General features: G+C 68.7%; 17 protein-coding genes and 1 pseudogene. 8 read left to right on the top strand and 10 right to left on the bottom strand.

What is annotated here, in order from left to right; translation table 11 throughout:
- A partial coding sequence (locus HMPREF1529_RS04665; RefSeq protein WP_016463897.1) for a hypothetical protein occupies window positions 1–236 on the bottom strand: 236 nt, incomplete at its 3' end.
- 226 nt (window positions 237–462) lie between these two features.
- On the opposite strand from HMPREF1529_RS04665, the gene HMPREF1529_RS04660 reads away from it, so the two are divergent.
- The 3 genes from HMPREF1529_RS04660 (at window position 463) to HMPREF1529_RS15545 (ending at window position 3,605) form a co-directional block, all read left to right on the top strand.
- On the top strand, window positions 463–1,092 hold the full coding sequence (locus HMPREF1529_RS04660; protein WP_016463896.1) for a response regulator transcription factor: 630 nt from the start codon (window positions 463–465) through the stop codon (window positions 1,090–1,092).
- 96 nt (window positions 1,093–1,188) lie between these two features.
- Complete coding sequence (locus HMPREF1529_RS04655; protein WP_016463282.1) at window positions 1,189–2,490, top strand: ISL3 family transposase; 1,302 nt, start codon at window positions 1,189–1,191, stop codon at window positions 2,488–2,490.
- A gap of 89 nt (window positions 2,491–2,579) precedes the next feature.
- Entirely contained in the window at window positions 2,580–3,605 is a 1,026-nt protein-coding gene (locus HMPREF1529_RS15545; protein ID WP_016463895.1) for a sensor histidine kinase, read from the top strand.
- Window positions 3,606–3,876: 271 nt separating this feature from the next.
- Here the strand turns inward: HMPREF1529_RS15545 and HMPREF1529_RS04645 are convergent, their stop codons facing one another.
- Both HMPREF1529_RS04645 and HMPREF1529_RS04640 read right to left on the bottom strand, forming a co-directional pair.
- A complete protein-coding gene (locus tag HMPREF1529_RS04645) occupies window positions 3,877–4,881 on the bottom strand; it encodes a TerC family protein (protein WP_016463894.1) in 1,005 nt (334 codons plus the stop codon).
- A 378-nt stretch (window positions 4,882–5,259) separates the two neighbouring features.
- Entirely contained in the window at window positions 5,260–6,132 is an 873-nt protein-coding gene (locus HMPREF1529_RS04640) for an NAD-dependent epimerase/dehydratase family protein (RefSeq protein ID WP_016463893.1), read from the bottom strand.
- 152 nt (window positions 6,133–6,284) lie between these two features.
- On the opposite strand from HMPREF1529_RS04640, the gene HMPREF1529_RS04635 reads away from it, so the two are divergent.
- The 3 genes from HMPREF1529_RS04635 (at window position 6,285) to HMPREF1529_RS04625 (ending at window position 8,541) form a co-directional block, all read left to right on the top strand.
- Entirely contained in the window at window positions 6,285–7,541 is a 1,257-nt protein-coding gene (locus tag HMPREF1529_RS04635; RefSeq protein ID WP_016463892.1) for an NAD(P)/FAD-dependent oxidoreductase, read from the top strand.
- The gene (locus HMPREF1529_RS04630; protein ID WP_016463891.1) at window positions 7,541–7,852 is read left to right on the top strand and encodes a hypothetical protein; all 312 of its coding nucleotides are present in this window, start codon (window positions 7,541–7,543) and stop codon (window positions 7,850–7,852) included. Before HMPREF1529_RS04635 ends, HMPREF1529_RS04630 begins: the two co-directional genes overlap by 1 nt.
- Before the next feature lie 113 nt (window positions 7,853–7,965).
- The gene (locus HMPREF1529_RS04625) at window positions 7,966–8,541 is read left to right on the top strand and encodes a cation transporter (protein WP_016463890.1); all 576 of its coding nucleotides are present in this window, start codon (window positions 7,966–7,968) and stop codon (window positions 8,539–8,541) included.
- 27 nt (window positions 8,542–8,568) lie between these two features.
- On the opposite strand, the gene HMPREF1529_RS04620 is transcribed toward HMPREF1529_RS04625, so the two are convergent.
- The 5 genes from HMPREF1529_RS04620 to HMPREF1529_RS04600 form a co-directional block, all read right to left on the bottom strand.
- Window positions 8,569–9,594 (bottom strand): cation diffusion facilitator family transporter, encoded by a 1,026-nt coding sequence (locus tag HMPREF1529_RS04620; protein WP_016463889.1) that lies wholly within the window; start codon window positions 9,592–9,594, stop codon window positions 8,569–8,571.
- On the bottom strand, window positions 9,591–9,956 hold the full coding sequence (locus HMPREF1529_RS04615) for an ArsR/SmtB family transcription factor (RefSeq protein ID WP_016463888.1): 366 nt from the start codon (window positions 9,954–9,956) through the stop codon (window positions 9,591–9,593). The genes HMPREF1529_RS04620 and HMPREF1529_RS04615 overlap by 4 nt, the downstream gene beginning before the upstream one ends.
- A gap of 78 nt (window positions 9,957–10,034) precedes the next feature.
- Window positions 10,035–10,826 carry a MerR family transcriptional regulator gene (locus HMPREF1529_RS04610; RefSeq protein WP_016463887.1) on the bottom strand — a complete coding sequence of 264 codons (792 nt, stop codon included), beginning with the start codon at window positions 10,824–10,826 and terminating at the stop codon, window positions 10,035–10,037.
- On the bottom strand, window positions 10,819–11,331 hold the full coding sequence (locus HMPREF1529_RS04605; protein WP_016463886.1) for a VOC family protein: 513 nt from the start codon (window positions 11,329–11,331) through the stop codon (window positions 10,819–10,821). Before HMPREF1529_RS04605 ends, HMPREF1529_RS04610 begins: the two co-directional genes overlap by 8 nt.
- 33 nt (window positions 11,332–11,364) lie before the next feature.
- Window positions 11,365–11,898, bottom strand: coding sequence for a putative immunity protein (locus HMPREF1529_RS04600; RefSeq protein WP_016463885.1), 534 nt, complete (start codon window positions 11,896–11,898; stop codon window positions 11,365–11,367).
- A gap of 70 nt (window positions 11,899–11,968) precedes the next feature.
- Here HMPREF1529_RS04600 and HMPREF1529_RS04595 point away from each other — a divergent pair, with 70 nt between their 5' ends.
- A complete protein-coding gene (locus tag HMPREF1529_RS04595) occupies window positions 11,969–12,370 on the top strand; it encodes a DoxX family protein (RefSeq protein ID WP_016463884.1) in 402 nt (133 codons plus the stop codon).
- Between the two features lie 36 nt (window positions 12,371–12,406).
- On the opposite strand, the gene HMPREF1529_RS04590 is transcribed toward HMPREF1529_RS04595, so the two are convergent.
- Both HMPREF1529_RS04590 and HMPREF1529_RS15540 read right to left on the bottom strand, forming a co-directional pair.
- Window positions 12,407–12,778: a DoxX family protein gene (locus tag HMPREF1529_RS04590; protein WP_016463883.1), complete on the bottom strand. Its 372-nt coding sequence runs from the start codon at window positions 12,776–12,778 to the stop codon at window positions 12,407–12,409.
- Window positions 12,712–13,308: pseudogene (locus HMPREF1529_RS15540) on the bottom strand (NAD(P)-dependent oxidoreductase); the annotation flags it as partial. The gene HMPREF1529_RS04590 and the pseudogene HMPREF1529_RS15540, both read right to left, overlap by 67 nt.
- 113 nt (window positions 13,309–13,421) lie before the next feature.
- Between HMPREF1529_RS15540 and HMPREF1529_RS04580 the strand changes: the two are divergent.
- Window positions 13,422–13,850: a winged helix-turn-helix transcriptional regulator gene (locus tag HMPREF1529_RS04580; protein WP_016463881.1), complete on the top strand. Its 429-nt coding sequence runs from the start codon at window positions 13,422–13,424 to the stop codon at window positions 13,848–13,850.
- Window positions 13,851–13,854 lie beyond the last annotated feature (4 nt).

Here is a 13,854-nt window from a genome sequence, read left to right as displayed (position 1 = left end):
TCGTCGGCGGTCTCGCCGTCGTTCGTGCCGTCCTCGACACCCTGATCGTCGGCGGTCTCGCCGTCGTTCGTACCGTCCTCGACGGCGGGATTGGAGGATGCGGGTGCGGGCGAGACCACCGATGTGGTGGCGGCCGATGCGGGCAGGGCCATGGCGGCGACCCCTCCTGCGCTGAACAGGACGAGCGTTGCGACGCCGAGTCCGGCGCCCACCCCCTTGCGTTTGACAGTGCTCATGTCGTTCCCTTCTGCGACTCTCGGTGAGCCCTGAAGAGATGGTCCCTGGCGGCCTCTAAGAAACCGCGAAGGCTCAGAACTGCCCCACGCGCGGCGCTTCTGTGTGATTTCTTAGAGCGCACGAGGCAGGCTCGACCGAGTCAACGACCGTACTTCCGTTGACGTCCAACGCTCACGAAAAGCCAGAGTGCGACGCGATTGAGGGCGCCGACGAGGGAGAGACAGAATGGCCGACACGGTAGCGACAGCGCCGACACAACCCCGCCTTCTGCTGATCGAAGATGATCCCCAGCTCGGCCCTTTGATGGCGCAGGTCCTTGCGGAGGTTTACGACGTGACGCTCTGTGCAGATGGCGGCGAAGCATTCGATATCGCCATGGAACAGTCATTCGATGCGATGGTGGTCGATCGCCGGCTGCCCACTGTCGACGGGCTCACCCTCGTTGAGTCCCTCCGCAGAGCAGGGTCACAGGTGCCGATGCTCATCCTCACGGCCATGGGAACCGTACAGGACAAAGTCAGAGGACTGGACGCCGGAGCCGCTGACTACCTGGTTAAGCCGTTCGAGTTCGACGAATTGTTCGCCCGGCTCCGCGCCATCAGGCGCGTCACCAACGGAGAAGGCCCGTTCGTTCGCATCGGCGAATGGGAGTTCTATCCGGACTCACGCGCGGTCTACTCGCCCTACGACGGCCGCACCATCCTTACGGAACGGGAAAGTGCGCTCCTGCGATTATTAGCAACAAACCCGCAGCAAACCTTCACTCGCGCTGCAATCCTTCGAGCCGTTTTCTCTTCCGACGACACTCCGGGGACCGTCGACACGTACGTGCATTATCTGGCTCTTCGCAGTTGAGGGTGTAGCCCGGGACCGCCGGCTGGTTCGCGGATGGGCGTCGAGGTCTTCCAGGATGGAAGTTCTCACGCTCACCATCCGCCGGAAGACCTCGACTTGCACCACCCTACGTTCGCGACCCCTGACCTGACCACGTTCTGCCGTCTTGACGAGCTCGGCCTTCAAGCCGTCGGGCAGCTGCTCGAGCCTGATCGGGCGGTGCTGGAGTGCCGCGTCGTCGAGGACGACCCGTGGTGTCGGAAGTGCGGCGCGGAGGGCGTGCCGCGTGACACGGTGACGCGGCCGCTGGCGCATGAGCCGTTCGGGCATCGGCCGACGACGCTGCTGGTCCGGGTGCGCCGCTACCGGTGCACGCACTGCCGCCGGACCTGGCGGCAGGACACGTCGAAGGCGGCGGCGCCGAGGGCGAAGATCTCCCGCGGCGGGATCGGGTGGGCACTCACGGCGATCGTGGTCGACCACCTCACCGTCTCCCGCGCCGCAGCAGGGCTCGGGGTGTCGTGGCATACCGCGAACACCGCGATCATCGCCGAAGGCAAGCGTCGCCTGATCGACGACCCGGCGAGGTTCGACGGGGTCACCACGATCGGTGTCGACGAGCACGTCTGGCGTCACACACGGTTTGGCGAGAAGTACGTGACCGTGATCATCGACCTCACCCCCGCGAGGAACAAGACGGGCCCGGCCAGGCTGCTGGACATGGTCGAGGGCCGCTCGAAGCAGGTGTTCAAGGAGTGGCTCGCCGCCCGGCCTGCGGAGTGGTCGAGCCGGATCGAGGTGGTCGCGATGGACGGGTTCTCCGGGTTCAAGACCGCCGCGGCCGAAGAGCTCCCCGACGCGGTCCCGGTGATGGACCCGTTCCATGTCGTCCGTCTCGCGGGCGACGCGCTGGACCGCTGCCGGCAGAGGGTTCAGCAGGACACTCTCGGGCACCGCGGTCACGCCGGCGACCCGCTCTACGGGGTCCGCCGCACCCTCCACACCGGCGCGAGCTTCCTCACCGAGAAGCAGACCGCGCGGCTCGACGCGGTGTTCGCCGCCGAGGAGCACGTCGAGGTCGAAGCGACCTGGGGCATCTACCAGCGCATCGTCGCCGCCTACCGCGAACCCGACAAGAACAAGGCGAAGGAGATGATGCGGGCGGTGATTGACTCTGTCAGCAACGGCGTTCCCGCGCTGCTCAAAGAGGTCCGTCGCCTCGGCCGCACGCTGAAGCAGCGCGCCGCGGACATCCTCGCGTTCTTCGACCGCCCCGGAACGAGCAACGGCCCAACGGAGGCCATCAACGGCCGGCTCGAGCACCTTCGCGGCTCCGCCCTCGGCTTCCGCAACCTCACCCACTACATCGCGAGATCACTGCTCGAAGCCGGAGGCTTCAGACCCGCGCTACACCCCTAATTCCGAAGAGCCCATTATCTGCGGAAGAAGACCGAGCCAAGCATCGTCCAAACAATCCACGGCCGCGGCTACCGGCTGGGCCTGGTGTGATGATCAGACGACGCCCCACGCAAGACCCAGACGCGCAGCTCATCCGCTCCGCCGCGCGACGGGTCGCCCTCACCATCTCTCTGGCAGTTTCCGCACTCGTCGTTGCCGTCCTAATCGCAGCATTCGCCGTTGTCTTCACCCAGATCCCCCTGCCCGACCTGCTCAACCCGCAGCAGAAAGAAACAGTCGTGGATATTCAGGGTCTCGACATCATCGTGGGTGGAGTCAGCATCGGTCTCATCGCGATCGCCCTCGCCGGCCTCTTGGGATGGCTCGTCACGCGCCGGGCAGTCCGGCCTTTGGTGGATGCCCTCAGACGACAGAGGCAATTCGTTGCCGACGCTTCACACGAACTTCGAACGCCGCTGGCTGTATTGGATGCACGTATCCAATTGCTGCAACGCAGCTCGCGCGCATCAGATCCCCACCAGGAACTCGTGACACAACTCCGCCACGACACCCTATCCGTCATCGGAGTCGTCTCTGACCTCCTGCACGCGGCCGAAGTCCCCACAGAATCAGAGGCAGAACCAACCCCCGTGGCAACATGCGTCGCATCAGCGATATCGGCCATGTCCATCCTCGCGCGCGAACGACGCGTGCGCTTGATGGGCGCCCACATCGCACCCGACTTGTCTGCCTCGATCCCTCACACAAGCCTGCGGCGAAGCCTCATCGCCCTTCTCGACAATGCGATCAAACACTCCCCGGTGGGAACAGTCGTCACCGTAAGGGCGAGCCAGGTGGGCCGTCGGGTTCATATCAGTGTGACCGATCAAGGTCCCGGTATCCGAGGCATCGAACCGAGTCGTGTCTTCGACAGATTCGCTCGGTCCGCGGATGCCGTTGATGGCGGTGGCTCATCAAGAACCGGGTTTGGAATTGGATTGTCGCTCGTACAGGACACGGTGAGCCGCTACGGCGGGTTGGCGCGGGTGTCGTCATCGACCAACGAGGGAACCACGATGACGCTCATAATCCCAATGCCTCGGCGACGAGCTGAGATCCACTCCCGTCCTGCCTGAGACGTGGCTGGGCCTCTGCGCCGACATGCCGCACACAGCGGAAACAACCGCCGATCGGAGCAAGCTTGAGGTACCGCCCTTCCCTTCGTGTGGCTGGCCCACCTGCGGCGCGATAAGGGCGACATTTATCGCCGCAGTTCACAGCCAGGACCTCGGCAACGTCGGAGAAGCCCTGCCACGTCCTCTTCTCGGGCGCGTCCAGCCTAGAGCCGGACGGGCGGACGCGCCCCCGCGGCCTGCCGCGCGTGCGATCAGGGCGCGACGGCCCCCCTCACCGGGAGTCGTGGCGCGCGACGGGCAGGGCGTCGCCCCGGGCATCCTTCCGCGTCTTCAGGAGGCTCGCGATCGTCGCGACGGCGACGGTGGCAGCGATGAACAGCAGCGACAGCCAGATGGGGATCTCGGGAATGAACGTCACGTGCTCGCCGCCGTTGATGAACGGGAGCTCGTTCTTGTGGAGCGCGTGGATGAGCAGCTTCACGCCGATGAACGCGAGGATCACGGCGAGTCCCTGGGCGAGGTACACGAGGCGCTCGAGAAGACCGCCGATGAGGAAGTAGAGCTGGCGCAGACCCATCAGTGCGAAGGCGTTCGCCGTGAAGACGAGGTAGGCCTCCTCGGTGAGCCCGTAGATCGCGGGGATCGAGTCGACGGCGAAGACGAGGTCGATGAAGCCGATCGCGACGATGACGAGGAGCATGGGGGTGACGAAGCGGCGACCGTCCTTCTTCACCGTGAGCCGGTCGCCGTCGTACTCGTCGCTGACCGGCAGCACGCGGCGCACGAGGCGCATGAACCAGCCGTCGGCGGGGTTGGACTCGCCGTGCGCGAACGCCTGTCGGTAGGCGAGGAACAGCAGCAGGGCGCCGAAGAGGTAGAACACCCACGAGAAGTTCTCGATCAGCGCCGCCCCGACGGCGATGAACGCACCGCGCATGATGAGGGCGATGACGATGCCGATCATCAGCACTTTCTGCTGGTACATCTTCGGCACCGCGAACCCGGTCATGACGATGAGGAACACGAACAGGTTGTCGATCGACAGGGCCTTCTCGGTGAGGTAGCCGGCGAAGTACTCCCCGCCGTATCCCCACCCCGAGAAGACGCCCACGCCGACACCGAACAGAAGCGCGAGACCGATGTAGAAGGCCGACCAGCGCGCGGACTCGCCGACAGTCGGCTCGTGCGGCTTGCGCACGTGCGCGAAGAACTCCCACACGAAGAAGGCGATGGTGACGGCGATCGTGATGATCCACACGAGGGGGGTGATGTTCACAGGAGGCTCCCGAAGAATGGCGTGACGTGGTCGACGCCAGAGTCTCCCCCATCCCTTGCGGGACCGGTCGGCCCGGGCCTCGATGCGACCGTATTGACGAGCCGTCCGTATCGGAGTACTCCCCCTGGACTGCTGACACAGTAGGGCAGCGAAGTGACGCGAAGCTGGGAAGTCGCCGGATGCCGCGGCATCCGGCCGCCGCCGGCGATCAGGATGCCGTGCGGATGCGCACTTCGCGCTCCATCCGCTTCTCGTGGCGGGCGCGTCCCTTGACCGCCTCGGCCTCACGGTTCTTCGGCGGTGCGGTCGTCACGAGCGCGTCGAGCAGGCGACGTGTGGCGGCAGCGACAGAGGTGGCGCCGCGCGCGGGCAGCCCGATCAGCCCTGCGCGGCCGAGCCGTAGGCGCCGGCGCGGATCTCCTCGAGCAGCGGCGGGCGGGCGGGTATCCAGCCGAGGGAGCGCGCCTTCTCGCCGCGTCCCTGCTGGTCGAGCATGAGCGCATCGGCGAAGGGGGCGCCCAGGCGTGCGCGCGAGGCCTCGACGCCCTCCGCAGCGACCGGACCGTCGGCGAGCGCTTCGCCGAGCTCGGTGACCGTCGCGTTGTGGCCGCTGAGACCCAGCACGCGTCCGACCGGCGCGGAGCGCTCGATCACCCGCACGTACAGTTCGGCGAGGTCGTCGACGTGCACGGTCGCCCAGTGCGGGGTGCCGTCACCGATGACGGTGAGGCGACCCTCGGCGTCGCGCGGAGCGGAGCCCAGCATGGCGGGGATGCCGGCACCGTGACCGTGGACGATCCCGGGTTCGACGATCGTGAGCGCGAGATCGGCGGCGGCGAGCCGGGACTCCACTCCCTCACGCCAGGCGACGATCGCGGGCGGGTGGAACGGGGTCTGCTCGGTGAGGTCGTCGGACGGGCCGTGGATCCACAGGCCGCCGGTGTGGATGTAGGGCTTGCCGGTGCCGCTGAACGCCGCGATGACGGCTTCGGCGACCGCAGCGTCGAACTGCGGCGCGGTGCCGTCACTCGGTGCGGCGGTGTGGATCGCGGCATCCACTCCCTCGAGGAGCGGAGTGAACCAAGCGACGTCGGTGATGTCGCCGACGACGGCGGTCGCACCGGTCGCCGTGGCCTTCTGCGCGGCGTGTGCACTGCGCACCGGCGCGACGACGTCGTGACCGTGGGCGCGCAGAACGTTGAGGACGGACGAGCCGATGTAGCCGGTGGCGCCGGTGAGGAGGATCTTCATTCCGTCATCGTAGGCACGCCGCCGGGGGGCGAGGGCGGTCTCGGAAAGCTCGTCAACCCCGAGATCGGATGCCGCGCCCTCCGTATGCTGGCCGCAGGCGACGGCGCGACGGGGGACCCCGGACGCGTCCGACGACGAGAGGCGGAGCGGCGATGCACGACGTGGTGGTGATCGGGGCGGGACTTGCCGGCCTGCGGTGCGCTGCGGTGCTAGCGGCGCGCGGTCTCGAGGTCGTCGTGCTCGAGGCGGCGGACGAGGTCGGCGGCCGCCAGCGCACCGACATCGTCGACGGCTTCCGCCTCGATCGGGGCTTCCAGGTGCTGAACCCCGCCTACCCCGCGCTCCGGCGCAGTGTCGATCTCGATGCCCTCGCGCTGCGATCGTTCCCGGTCGGCGTGCAGGTGCGCACCGATCGCGGGGTGGCCGCGGTGCGGCATCCGCTACGCCATCCGTCGTCGATCGCGAGCACGCTCCGCAGCGGGCTGGTGAGCGCCGCGGATGCCGTGGCGTTCGCGCGCTGGCTCGCACCGGCGTTCACGCGGCGACTGTCAGACCGCGCGCGCGATGACCGCCCGCTGCGCGAGGCGTGGGATGCCGCGGGCCTGCGCGGACCGCTGCGCACGGCCGTGCTCGAGCCGTTCCTTGCCGGTGTCGTCGCCGAGGCCGATGGGGTGACCTCGAACGCGTTCGTGCAGGAGTTGGTGCGGTACTTCGCGCGAGGGCGGCCGGGGCTTCCCGCACAGGGGATCGCGGCGGTGCCGGCGCAGCTGGCCGCGCGGGCGCGTGCCGCGGGAGCGGAGATCCGGCTCGGGGCGCGGGCGGAGCGCGTGGAGAGGGACGGCCCGATCGTCGAGGTCGGTGTCGCGGGCGGCGAGGCCCTCCGCGCCGGGCGGGTCGTGGTGGCCGTCGGGCCCGAGACGGTGGCAGAGCTGGCGCCGGTGCCGCGACCGGCGACCAACGGACTGCAGACGTGGTGGTTCGCGGCGACGCACGCGCCCTCGGCATCCGCTCTGCTGCGCGTGGACGGACGCGGCGCCGCCCGCCGCGGACCGGTCGTGAACACGGCGGTCGTGTCGCACACCGTGCCGTCGTACGCACCGGCGGGCCGTCACCTGATCGAGGCGACCTGCCTGCTGCCGCGGGGCGTTGCGACCGCCGGCGAGGACGAGGTGCGCCGGCACCTCACCGAGCTCTGGGATGCCGAGGTCACGGACTGGCAGCTGCTGCGCCGCGACGACATCCCCGATGCGCTGCCCACACAGCCGTCGCCGCTGCGCGCACCCCGCCGGCCGCGCGTGGCTGACCGGGTGTACGTCGCGGGCGACCACCGCGATGCGGCGTCGATCCAGGGTGCGCTGGCGTCGGGCGAGCGCGCCGCTCGCGCGGTGCTCGTGGACGCGGGGGTGTGATGGGCGCCGCGGAGCCGCTGCGGTCGGCGGGGCTCATGGTGCTGCAGGTGATCGTCTCATTCATCGCGTACGCAATGGTGGTGATGCAGACATTCAGCATCGATGGCTGCGGCGACCGGTGCGACTTCACCCTCGTGACCGTGGCGTCTCGCGGCGCGCTGGTCGTGTCTGTCGTCGCGGCGCTGGTGAGCGCGGTGATCGTGGTGGCGCGCGGCTTCCGCCCGAGCTGGTGGGCGCCGGTCGGCGGGATGGCGCTGGTGGTCGTGACCACAGTCATCGCGATGTACGCGATTCGCGTCGCGACGCAGTGACGTGCGCCCCTGGACCTCGCTCCCCCACCGGTAACCGGGTGCGCACCGCACACCGGCGCGGTCCGGAGGCCGAGCAGACCATCCCCGTGGCTCATCGCTGTGAGAATGGCACCGTGAAAGCCGTCCGACACGTCGTGCTGGTCGTTGCGCTCCTCAACCTCGCCTTCTTCCTCGTCGAGTTCACCGTCGCACTCACCATTGGGGCTGTGTCGCTGTTCGCGGACAGTGTCGACTTCCTCGAAGACGCGCTCATCAACCTGTTGATCTTCGCGGCGCTGCCATGGACCGCGGCGCGCCGGCGGACCGTGGGTTCTGCGCTGGCATTCGTGATCTTGATTCCGGCGATCGCGACGATCTGGATGGCCGTCGCGAAGGCATTCGACCCCGTGCCCCCGCCGCCGGGAGCTCTCACGATCACCGCCATCGGAGCCCTCCTCGTCAACCTCACCGCGGCATTCCTGCTCGTGCGTCACCGCCACCACCGCGGCAGCCTCACGAAGGCGGCATGGCTCTCCGCCCGCAACGACGCCCTCGCCAATCTGGCGATCATCGCCGTCGGCATCCTCACGTTCTGGTTCGCCACCGGCTGGCTCGACATCATCGTGGGCGCTGGCATCGGCCTCCTCAACGCCGATGCCGCCCGAGCTGTCTGGATGGCCGCCCGCGCCGAAACCGACCCCACGCTCTGACGGGCACGAGCACCGTGCGCCCGCAGGTCATCGTGCAGCGGCCGATGAGCTTCGAACGCTGATCAGGAACTCGTCGACGTGGGGCAGGTGCGCGCGGATGCTTGCCTCGGCGAGGCCGCCGATCTCGGTGCGCTCCGGGTCGGCGGTGACGATCGCGTCGCCTTCGAGGCGATGACCGACCCACCGTAGCCGGATGCGCTCCACGCTATCGATGCCGTCGACGTGGGCGAGAGCGTGCTCGGCGCGTTCGAGAAGCTCTGGTTCGATCGCGTCCATGAGTCGGCGTCCAATCGAGCCGATCGTGCCGAGCAGCAGGACGAAGATCGCGATGGAGATGATGATGCCGACGATCGGGTCCGCGAGGGGAAAGCCGAGCAGCACTCCGGCACCGCCGATGACCACGGCGAGAGAGGTGAAGCCATCGGTACGCGCGTGGACGCCGTCCGCGACCAGAGCTGCCGACCCGATTCGTCTCCCGATGCGGATCCGGTAGATCGCGACAAGCTCGTTGCCGGCGAAGCCGATCACACCGGCGACGACCACCCACCAGACGTTCTGCAACGGTTGCGGGTGCAGGAGCCGGTCGATCGACTGCCACGCCGCAACAACCGCAGACAGGGCAACGACCACGACGATGAAGAGGCCAGCGAGATCTTCCGCGCGACCGAACCCGTACGTGTACCGGCGGTTCGCGGCACGCCGACCGAGGATGAACGCGACCCACAGCGGGATCGCGGTGAGAGCATCCGAGAAGTTGTGCACGGTGTCGGCCAACAAGGCCACCGAGCCGCTGAACAGGAACACGACGGCCTGCAGAATCGTCGTCACCAACAGGATCACGACGCTGATCACTAACGCGCGCACACCCTCGTGGCTAGCCTCCATCGCATCATCGATCGAGTCGGCCGCGTCGTGGGTATGCGGCACGAACAAGCCGCGCAAGAAGCCCTTCAGCCCCGAGGGGTGATCGTGGTCATGGAGATGCGCGCCACCGTCACTATGCAAGGCGTGGTCATGGTCATGGTGCGAGGAATGCACGTGCGACGGCGTCATCGGGCTTCGTCCTCGGCGTGATGGTGACGGGGGGTCCCGCCAAGCGAGTGCTCGGCTTGGAAGATCGCGTCGGCGACGAGCTGAGACGCGTGCTCATTCTCGAGTCGGTAGAACACACGCTGCCCCTCCTGGCGGGTCCCGACGATCCGGGCGAGCCGCAGCTTCGCGAGATGCTGAGACACCGCAGCGGGCGACTTGTCGACGATGTCGGCGATGTGATTCACCGAGAGTTCCCCGGCCGCGTCCAGCGCGAGAATGATTCGTACCCGCGTGGCGTCGGCAAGCATTCCGAAGACCTCGACCGCAAGCTCCACGTACGGGCTCTCGACCGAAAATCCGCATTGCTGCTTATCTGCACTCATACGCAGATACGTTACTTCATCGCGGGAGGCCACTCGCACCCTTCGGTGACGCCGGATGCCGCAGGCACGTCCCCTCCCTCACTCCCAGGTGGCGGTGTCGGGGTCGATGCCCGCGGCGCGCGCGCTCTCGTCGATCGCCCGGCTCAGCCACGCCGCCATCCCCGGCCGCACCGCGTCGTAGTGCGCCGTGAACCGCGGGTCGGCGACGTACATCCGCCCGAGGCACACCTGCATCTGCCGCGTGACCGGGAAGAAGTGCGACAACAGAGCGCGGTGCCGCTCGACGAGGCCGTCCGCCACGGCATCCCCGGGTGTCGCTCCGCCGTCGACCGCGGCGCCCATCTCGAGCTCGAACGCGGTCATCGCCTCGGTCACCGCCGCCCAGTCGCCGGCCGAGCGCGACGCCGCACGCTCGGCGTACTGCTGCCACTGCGTCGACTGCCCGTAGGCCTCGCGCGCCTGCGCGGGCCAGTCGGTGTTCCAGTCAGGGCCGAAGATCTCGCGCTGCTCGTCGTCGGAGAGCAGGATGCCGCGCTCCTGCGCCTCGATCATGCGCGCGAGGTCGTCATCGAGGTCGTTCAGCTGGGCGATCCGCTGCGCGAGCTGCGCCCGCTGCACCCGCAGCTGGTCGGCGACATCGCCCCCCGGCTCATCGAGGATGGCCCGGATCGCCTCGAGGTCGAGCCCGAGCTCGCGGTACACGACGATGCGCCGGAGGCGTTCGAGGTCGGCATCCGTGTACAGCCGGTAGCCGGCCCGCGATCTCGCTGCAGGGCTCGCGAGGCCGATCTCGTCCCAGTGGTGGAGCGTCCGCACGGTGAGGCCGAGGCGCGCAGCCGTCTCGCCCACCGGCAGTCCCTCGTCAGACATGGGACTCATTGTCGTCGGTGCCGATGCCGACCGCACGGAGGGTGCGGCCCTCGACGCTGTCGGGGTCGAACACCTTGGCCGCCGTGAAGATCACGCGGGTGTTCTCGGGGGTGATGACCTCGATGTCGCGGGTGTTCCACATCGTGTCGCGCGGGTGGGCGTCGACGCCGAGGGCGCGCAGGGCCTCGGCGATCGGATCGATCTGGTCGAGCACGCAGGCGAAGCTCACGCTCGCAGCCGGGGCGGTGTCGTCCGGTGTGCCGGCGACGAGCAGGACGTCCTGGAACGCCCACCGGCGCAGGTGCGTCATCTGCTCCGGAATGCCGAACAGCTCGAAGAAGCCGAGGCCGCGGGTCCAGAAGTCGATGGATGCCGCGAGATCGGCCGTCGGGATCGTCACGAACATGGGCATGCCGTAAATGCCGCGGAACAGGGGCGGGGCGACGGCGTCGGGTCCCGGGGCAGGGACGGGGCTGATGTCGAAGGCGTCGGGAAGGTCGGTCATGAGACCACGATCGAGCCTCACGTCGCGTGAGGGTCAAGCCCGGGATGCGATCCGTGTCTGCAGCGTGCGGATGGTCGATCCCAGGATGCCGCGGGCCAGCAATCCACCGGCGCCGAACGGACCCGCGGCATCCTCGCCGACCGATGGAAGCTGACGGAGGGCGGCACGGACCGCCGGGGTCATGCGCTGCAGTTGCCATTCGATCTCGGCATCCACGTCGTCGGGCCGGGCGGTGCTGACGGCCTTCACGGCGTAGGCGGCGGCGCCCAGGGCGTGCGCGCCCATGTGCGCGACGCCCGAGGCCTGCGCCGCCGACCGGGCCGCCGCGATCGCGGCGGATGAGGTGACCGAGGCGGCGGCGCGGCCCGCAACGAACCGGCGGCGGATCTCGCCCGCCGAGTCGAGCTCGCCGCGGGCGTACGCGCGGGCTCTCGCGATGGCGTCACGCGGGCGATCGTCGTCGGGAGCCTCGCGTTCGAACAGAGGGAGCACGCGGTCGGCGCAGTCCGCGGCCCACGCGGCGACGAGGCGCCGGTCGGGCTCGCTCAGGGATTGCGGGGAGAGCATCTGCCCATGCTGTCACCGGAGTTCTTCGCGCGGCGGCCCCGGGCGGCGGCGCGCCGGGGAGAATGGCGGGATGACACGTCGCGCGAAGAGGCCCGCCGCCACCGTTCCCTGGATCGTGATGGTGCCGTTCGCGGTGTCGGGCGTCATCCACCTCGTGCGACCGGGCGTGTTCACGCCGATCATCCCGCGGGCGCTGCGCCGGTGGGATCGGCCGCTGGTGGTCGCATCGGGCATTGCGGAGCTGGCATGCGCGGCGGGGCTGGTCGCGCCCTCGACGCGAGCCGCCGCCGGGCGAGCGAGCGCGGTGGTGCTGGCCGCGGTCTGGCCCGCGAACATGCAGATGAGCATCGACCTCGGGCGTCGGGCGGCGCGCCGTCGCACGCCGAAGGCATGGGCCGCGTTCGTGGTGTCGCTGGTGCGGCTGCCGCTTCAGGTCACGTTGATCCGGCGGGCGCTGGGGAGTTCACGCTGATCCTGGTCTTCGTCGCGGCGCCGACGCGATGCGCGGTCAGACCCAGACGAGGAATCCGAGGATCGCGACTGCGACGGCCAGCAGCAGCAGAACCAGATTCATCGGCACCACCCGGGCTTCGCCTCGACGCAGGTGGAAGATGACGGCGCCCAGCTGCACGAGCGCGAGCCCGATGGCGGCGACGGGCCCCAGCACCGGAGCGATGCCCGTGAGCGGCGGCAGGATCAGACCGAGCGCTCCCAGCACCTCGACCACACCGATGACGCGGACGAGCGGCAGCGATACGTCCTTCGCCCAGGCGATGCCCCCGGCGACAAGGGCATCGGGAGAGCGGAAGGCCTTCATACCCCCGGCGGTGAGGTAGGCCAGGGCGAGCAGACCGGCGATGATCCAGTAGGCGATCGACATGAGTGAGTCCTTCGGTTGTGGTGTGGTGATGACGGGTGGAACAGTGGGCAGCGCGGCGCCCGCGCGTTCCAGATCAGCGACGCCTGGCGCAGCCAGGTGTCGTCCTCCAGGGAGTCGAGAAGGAACCCGGCGACGTCGGCGCGGCTGATGGTGAAGCCCGGCTTCGCCTGCTCCACCTGAGCGGCGCGCACCGGCCCGCGAGGGGTGGCATCAGACAGTGCGACGGAGCGGACCATGACCCACTCGGCATCCGAAGCACGAACGACGGCGTCGACGCCGTGGTGGTCGTTGTAGCCGTGGCGAATGCCGGAGCTCTTGATCAACGCTTTGAACAGCGGGTTGAACGAAGCCCAGGAGTCGCCGGCGCCCATGGTGGAGGCGACGGCGATGCGACGGATGCCCTTCTCTCTCATGACCGCGAGGGTGTCGCGGGTGGCATCCGTCATGAAGCTCGGCGGGCTCACCGCCTTGGACCAGGGGTTGTCGCTCGCGCGTGAGTTGTTGAGCGCACTCACGACCGCATCGGCGCCCTCTGCCGCCGAGAACGAGGACGGTGGTCACAGAAGAGTCCCTTCGGGACATACGCACTGATGGTGTGGCAACATATCTTTCAGTCGGTAATCAGGAGCGGCGGGGGCGAAAGATGGCGTCAGCGAGGACGATCAGCGGTCCGTGCCGGGCATGGCCGGCCGAGAGCGACTTCATCCGCGAGGTGCTCGACCGTATCGGCGACAAGTGGACAGTGCTGGTGGTGAGCACACTCGGCGGCGGACCATTGCGCTATTCGGATCTGCAGGCGAGCATTCCGGGCATCTCGCAGCGGATGCTGACCGTCACACTCAAGGCCCTTGAGCGTGACGGCCTGCTCACCCGCACGGCCTACCCCGAGGTGCCGCCGCGGGTGGAGTACGAGCTGACAGATCTGGGGCGGTCGCTGCTGGACGCCGTCATGGCGCTGGCCGGCTGGGCGGCCGCCCACCACGAGACCGTGGCGGCGAACCGCCGCGATCACGAGGTCACGGGTGTCGGCCGCGTTGGGGCGCATGCCATTCTCGCTTCCGTCGGCCAATAGCGCT

This window comes from Microbacterium sp. oral taxon 186 str. F0373 (genome assembly GCF_000411455.1).
Lineage (GTDB): Bacteria > Actinomycetota > Actinomycetes > Actinomycetales > Microbacteriaceae > Microbacterium.
Note: the sequence above shows the minus strand (reverse complement) of the source record. Positions and strands in the feature narration are given on the sequence as shown.

Excerpts from the sequence above, each read along its gene's own strand:
- HMPREF1529_RS04660 (WP_016463896.1), top strand. The coding sequence starts at position 463 with ATGGCCGACACGGTAGCGACAGCGCCGACACAACCCCGCCTTCTGCTG.
- HMPREF1529_RS04630 (WP_016463891.1), top strand. The coding sequence starts at position 7,541 with ATGGGCGCCGCGGAGCCGCTGCGGTCGGCGGGGCTCATGGTGCTGCAG.
- HMPREF1529_RS04590 (WP_016463883.1), bottom strand. The coding sequence starts at position 12,778 with ATGTCGATCGCCTACTGGATCATCGCCGGTCTGCTCGCCCTGGCCTAC.
- HMPREF1529_RS04615 (WP_016463888.1), bottom strand. The coding sequence starts at position 9,956 with ATGAGTGCAGATAAGCAGCAATGCGGATTTTCGGTCGAGAGCCCGTAC.
- HMPREF1529_RS04600 (WP_016463885.1), bottom strand. The coding sequence starts at position 11,898 with ATGCTCTCCCCGCAATCCCTGAGCGAGCCCGACCGGCGCCTCGTCGCC.
- HMPREF1529_RS04620 (WP_016463889.1), bottom strand. The coding sequence starts at position 9,594 with ATGACGCCGTCGCACGTGCATTCCTCGCACCATGACCATGACCACGCC.
- HMPREF1529_RS15545 (WP_016463895.1), top strand. The coding sequence starts at position 2,580 with ATGATCAGACGACGCCCCACGCAAGACCCAGACGCGCAGCTCATCCGC.
- HMPREF1529_RS04595 (WP_016463884.1), top strand. The coding sequence starts at position 11,969 with ATGACACGTCGCGCGAAGAGGCCCGCCGCCACCGTTCCCTGGATCGTG.
- HMPREF1529_RS04635 (WP_016463892.1), top strand. The coding sequence starts at position 6,285 with ATGCACGACGTGGTGGTGATCGGGGCGGGACTTGCCGGCCTGCGGTGC.
- HMPREF1529_RS04580 (WP_016463881.1), top strand. The coding sequence starts at position 13,422 with ATGGCGTCAGCGAGGACGATCAGCGGTCCGTGCCGGGCATGGCCGGCC.
- HMPREF1529_RS04605 (WP_016463886.1), bottom strand. The coding sequence starts at position 11,331 with ATGACCGACCTTCCCGACGCCTTCGACATCAGCCCCGTCCCTGCCCCG.
- HMPREF1529_RS04640 (WP_016463893.1), bottom strand. The coding sequence starts at position 6,132 with ATGAAGATCCTCCTCACCGGCGCCACCGGCTACATCGGCTCGTCCGTC.
- HMPREF1529_RS04610 (WP_016463887.1), bottom strand. The coding sequence starts at position 10,826 with ATGTCTGACGAGGGACTGCCGGTGGGCGAGACGGCTGCGCGCCTCGGC.